This window comes from Methylobacterium organophilum, assembly GCF_022179465.1.
GTDB lineage: Bacteria > Pseudomonadota > Alphaproteobacteria > Rhizobiales > Beijerinckiaceae > Methylobacterium > Methylobacterium organophilum.
This window is the reverse complement of record NZ_BPQV01000101.1, coordinates 1-212: the sequence shown is the minus strand read 5'-3', so window position 1 is coordinate 212 and position 212 is coordinate 1. Positions and strand designations below refer to the sequence as shown.

Sequence of the window (212 nt, the reverse complement as noted above, 5' to 3'; positions counted from 1 at the left end):
GGCGTAGCCGAGACGACCGCGGACGGTGCCGAAGTAGTCGAGGCCCGACAGGCCGTTCGGGTTGAACACCTGCGTGGCGGCCAGCGGCGCGGTGGAGAGGAAGCGGTTCCGATTGCGGCCGAAATCGGCGTATTGGGCGTCGGCCTCGACACCGATCACGAAGCCGGAGCCCGGGGTGAACTGATAGTTGTAGCCGATCTGACCACCGCCAA

The 212-nt window shown here is 66.5% G+C and carries 1 pseudogene; it reads right to left on the bottom strand.

Annotated features, from left to right (window positions below):
• Positions 1-212, bottom strand: a pseudogene (locus MFF21_RS23910) (porin family protein); the annotation flags it as partial.